The 3,710-nt window shown below is 70.4% G+C and carries 6 protein-coding genes; 1 reads left to right on the plus strand and 5 read right to left on the minus strand.

The genetic code is table 11. The features are described from left to right. Both B4M60_RS13965 and B4M60_RS13970 read right to left on the minus strand, forming a co-directional pair. On the minus strand, window positions 1-1,110 hold a 1,110-nt coding region (locus B4M60_RS13965), incomplete at its 3' end, for an acetyl-CoA C-acetyltransferase (RefSeq protein ID WP_291085283.1). Between the two features lie 28 nt (window positions 1,111-1,138). Beyond that, on the minus strand, window positions 1,139-1,720 hold the full coding sequence (locus B4M60_RS13970) for a TetR/AcrR family transcriptional regulator (protein WP_291085286.1): 582 nt from the start codon (window positions 1,718-1,720) through the stop codon (window positions 1,139-1,141). A gap of 73 nt (window positions 1,721-1,793) precedes the next feature. Here B4M60_RS13970 and B4M60_RS13975 point away from each other — a divergent pair, with 73 nt between their 5' ends. After that, on the plus strand, window positions 1,794-2,582 hold the full coding sequence (locus B4M60_RS13975; protein ID WP_291085289.1) for a hypothetical protein: 789 nt from the start codon (window positions 1,794-1,796) through the stop codon (window positions 2,580-2,582). A gap of 3 nt (window positions 2,583-2,585) precedes the next feature. Here the strand turns inward: B4M60_RS13975 and B4M60_RS13980 are convergent, their stop codons facing one another. The 3 genes from B4M60_RS13980 to B4M60_RS13990 form a co-directional block, all read right to left on the minus strand. After that, window positions 2,586-2,750 carry a hypothetical protein gene (locus B4M60_RS13980; protein ID WP_291085292.1) on the minus strand — a complete coding sequence of 55 codons (165 nt, stop codon included), beginning with the start codon at window positions 2,748-2,750 and terminating at the stop codon, window positions 2,586-2,588. A 34-nt stretch (window positions 2,751-2,784) separates the two neighbouring features. Further along, window positions 2,785-2,949, minus strand: coding sequence for a hypothetical protein (locus tag B4M60_RS13985; RefSeq protein ID WP_291085294.1), 165 nt, complete (start codon window positions 2,947-2,949; stop codon window positions 2,785-2,787). Window positions 2,950-3,124: 175 nt separating this feature from the next. After that, a partial coding sequence (locus B4M60_RS13990; protein WP_291085297.1) for an SDR family oxidoreductase occupies window positions 3,125-3,710 on the minus strand: 586 nt, incomplete at its 5' end.

The raw sequence follows: 3,710 nt of genomic DNA on the forward strand, positions 1-3,710 counted from the left end.
CTGCAGGCCGTAGCGGCCGCCGGTGCGCTCGAGCTCGTTGAGCATGGTCGCGAACAGCTTGGCGCCGGTGGCGCCGAGCGGGTGACCCAGCGCGATGCCGCCGCCGTTGGGGTTGACGCGGGCCGGGTCGGCGCCGGTCTCCTTGATCCACGCCAGCACGACGGGGGCAAAGGCCTCGTTGATCTCCACCACGTCGATGTCGTCGATCGACAGGCCCGTCTTGGCCAGCGCCCACTTGGTCGCTGGGATGGGCGCGGAGAGCATCATCACCGGATCGTCACCGCGGACGGTGAGGTGATGGATGCGGGCGCGGGGCGTGAGGCCGTACTTCTCCACCGCCTCGGCGGACGCGAGGAGCCCGGCGGACGCGCCGTCGCAGATCTGCGAGGCCACCGCCGCGGTGAGCGACCCCCCCTCGGCCAGGACCGGCAGCGAGGCCATCTTCTCCAGGGTGGTCTCGCGGGTGGTCTCGTCGGCCTCGAGCCCGGCCAGCGGGACGTACTCGCCCGCGAACCGGCCCTCGGCGATCGCGGCGCGGGCGCGGGTGTGGGACTGCAGCGCCCACTCCTCCATCTCCCGGCGCGAGACGTTCCACCTGTCGGCCATCATCTGGGCGCCGTTGAACTGCGAGATCTCCTGCGACCCGAAGCGCTCGACCCACCCGGTGGACCCGGTGAACGGGTCGTCGAAGCCGTACTCGCGCCCGGCGAGCATGGCCGAGGAGATGGGCAGGGCACTCATGTTCTGCACGCCGCCGAACAGGACCACGTCCTGGGTCCCGGACATGATCGCTTGGGCGCCGAAGTGGATGGCCTGCTGGCTGGACCCGCACTGGCGGTCCACGGTGGTGCCGGGCACGCCGAGCGGCATCCCGGCCGCGAGCCACGCCGACCGGGCGATGTTGCCGGCCTGGGGCCCGATCGCGTCCACGCAGCCGAAGATCACGTCGTCGACCACCTCGGGGTCGATCCCCGTCCGCTCCACGACCGCGCGGATGACGTGCGCGCCGAGGTCGGCCGGGTGCTGTCCCGACAGGGTCCCGCCGCGCTTGCCCACGGGCGTCCGCACTGCGTCGATCACATAGGCCTCGCGGCCGGTCACACTGGTCATTGGTCTCCTCGGGATGGGGTGAAGAAGGTCACTCGACGGCCAGACCGTCGAGCACGATGGTGAGGTACTGGTCCGCGATCTCCGCGTGGTCGTATCGGTCCTCGGGCCGGTACCAGCGCACGGCCACCCACACGGTGTCGCGCAGGAAGCGGTACGTCAGCCGGATGTCCAGGTCGCCGCGGAACTCGCCGGAGTCCATGCCCTGCCTCAGGACATCGGTCCACATGTCGCGGAACTCGGTGTTGCGCTCGCGTAGGTATTCGAAACGCGGGTTGCCGCGGAGGTGCTTGAGCTCGTCCTGGTAGATGGCCACCTCGTCGCGGTGGCGGTGGATCGCCTCGAAGGACGCGTGGACCAGCCCCTCGAGGGTCTCCCGGGGCGGCGAGCCGGACCGGACGATCCTGCGGTAGTCCCCGAAGAGCGAGTCGAGGAAGCCCCTGAGGATCTCGTCGACGATCGCCTCCTTGGAGGAGAAGTGGTGGTACAGACTCCCGGAGAGGATGCCCGCCGCGTCGGCGATGTCGCGCACGGTCGTCGCGCGCAGGCCGCGTTCGGCGAAGAGCCCGGCGGCGATCGCCAGGAGCTCCTCACGTCTGGTCGTGCTGGTCATGGGGACAGGGTACCAACCAAGCACTTGCTAGGTACGGGTCCGCCTCGCGGGGGAGGTGGTCTAGGCTCCCCGCATGCGGACCTCCACCACGCGCCCACCCCGCCGGCCCGGCCGCCGCGTCCTCGCGGCGTCCGCGGCGCTCGGCCTCGCCCTGAGCCTCGCCGCGTGCGCGAGCGGGGAGGGGGACGACGACGAGACCGCCGCTCCCCCCTCGTCGGCGGCGGCCGAGGTCGCGCCGGGGCAGGAGCCGCCGGCCCCGGACACCCCGGCCACGCCCATGGATCAGCTGGTGCTCTCCGCGCAGGACGCCCCGGACCTCGGCCTCGCGCCGATCTCCCCCCAGGAACTCACCGGCGGCATCGACTCCCTGGAGACCCTCACCGCCGGGCTGCGCGTGGAGCCCGAGAACTGCGCGGACTTCAGCCAGGACGCCTTCCTCGCCCAGGCCCGGCCCGGCGCGATGGCCATCCAGGCCGGCCGGTCCGGGGACACCTCGTACGCGGTGGCGGTGACCACGGTGACCGACGGGGTCCCCGGTCGCGACAGGGTGATCACCGACTGCCCCGTCATGACCGTGACGGTCCCGATCGAGGGCGCCGACGTCGCGTCCGTCACGCAGAACACGCTTCTGCCGCTCGATCCGCCGGAGGGCGTGACCGACTTCGCCGCCGTCTCGCAGGACAGCACGATGACCATGATGGGGACCGAGATCCGCACCGGCAACCTCATGATCACCGGCGTGGTCCGGGGGGTCGGGGTGTCCGTCACCGCGACGGGCGCGGGCGGCCCGGTGCCCGACGCCGCCCGCGACACCGCCGTGGACGTGTTTGCCAGGCAGGTCGAGAAGATCCGCCGGGCCTAGGGGTCAGGACCCGAAGTCCTCCAACAGGTACTCGAGCAGGCTGATCAGCCGTGCGGGCAGGCGGAGTACGCCGTTGAGCACGTCGCCGACCGAACTCTCGGGCAGGGTGAGGTCACTGACGGATCCGTCGATCGCCTCGTGGGCGTCGTGCAGCAAATCGCTGAGCATGGTCTTCTCCTTGGTGGGCGGGGCGCGGCGGGTCTCAGGACCCGAAGTCCCAGAGGATGTCGCCGATGAAGTACAGAAGGTTCCCGGGGATCTTGAGCACCCCGCCGATCACGTTTCCGATCGACCCTTCGGGTGAGATGTCGTCCGCCGACCCCCACACGTCATCCGCGAGGTCGTACACGATGTCACTGATATCCATGCCAGGCTCCTGACGTCCGGACCAGCCTCGGCTCGGCTGGGTGGCTGCACCCGATTATCGACCTGAGCCGGACATAAGGATCTCCTTGCCACGGACCGTGACCGGAATGGGTCCGACCGCCTGCGGACATCCTCCCCACCAGCGGTGAGATGGGCGACCGTCCACTGCTGTCAGCTCAGGCTCTCTGCGAGGAGATGGAGATGACCTCACCCGTGAGATAGGTGGTGTAGTCGCTCGCGAGCATCGCGATGGTCGCGGCCACCTCCCACACGTCCGCCGCGCGCCCGAAGGCCTCCTTTGAGGCGAGCTCGTCGAGCAACTCCGCCGAGGCCGACTTCTCGAGGAACGCGTGACGCGCGATGGACGGTGCGATCGCGTTGATCCGCACGCCGAAGTCCGCCCCCTCGATGGCCGAGCAGCGGGTCAGCGCCATGACGCCGGCCTTGGCGGCGGCGTAGTGGGCCTGGGCCCGCTGTGCACGCCAGCCCAGGACGGAGGCGTTGTTGACGATCACCCCGTTGTGGGGCACGTCGCGGAAGTACCGCAGCGCGGCGCGGGTGGCGCGGAACGTGCCGTTGAGGGTGATGTCCAGGACGCGGTCCCAGTCCTCGTCGGTCATGTCGACGAGCTCGCCCTCGCCGCCGAACCCGGCGTTGTTGACCAGCACGTCGATCCGGCCGAGCTTCTCGGCGGCACCGGTGATGAGCGCGTCGACGTCCGAGGTCGACTGCACGTTGCAGGTGATCGCCTCGAACTGCTGC

Source organism: Dietzia sp. UBA5065 (assembly GCA_002415925.1).
Classification (GTDB): Bacteria; Actinomycetota; Actinomycetes; order Mycobacteriales; family Mycobacteriaceae; genus Dietzia.

What these genes read in the sequence shown, in the direction of transcription:
- B4M60_RS13975 (WP_291085289.1), top strand. Translation starts at nt 1,794, where the DNA reads ATGCGGACCTCCACCACGCGCCCACCCCGCCGGCCCGGCCGCCGCGTC.
- B4M60_RS13980 (WP_291085292.1), bottom strand. Translation starts at nt 2,750, where the DNA reads ATGCTCAGCGATTTGCTGCACGACGCCCACGAGGCGATCGACGGATCC.
- B4M60_RS13985 (WP_291085294.1), bottom strand. Translation starts at nt 2,949, where the DNA reads ATGGATATCAGTGACATCGTGTACGACCTCGCGGATGACGTGTGGGGG.
- B4M60_RS13970 (WP_291085286.1), bottom strand. Translation starts at nt 1,720, where the DNA reads ATGACCAGCACGACCAGACGTGAGGAGCTCCTGGCGATCGCCGCCGGG.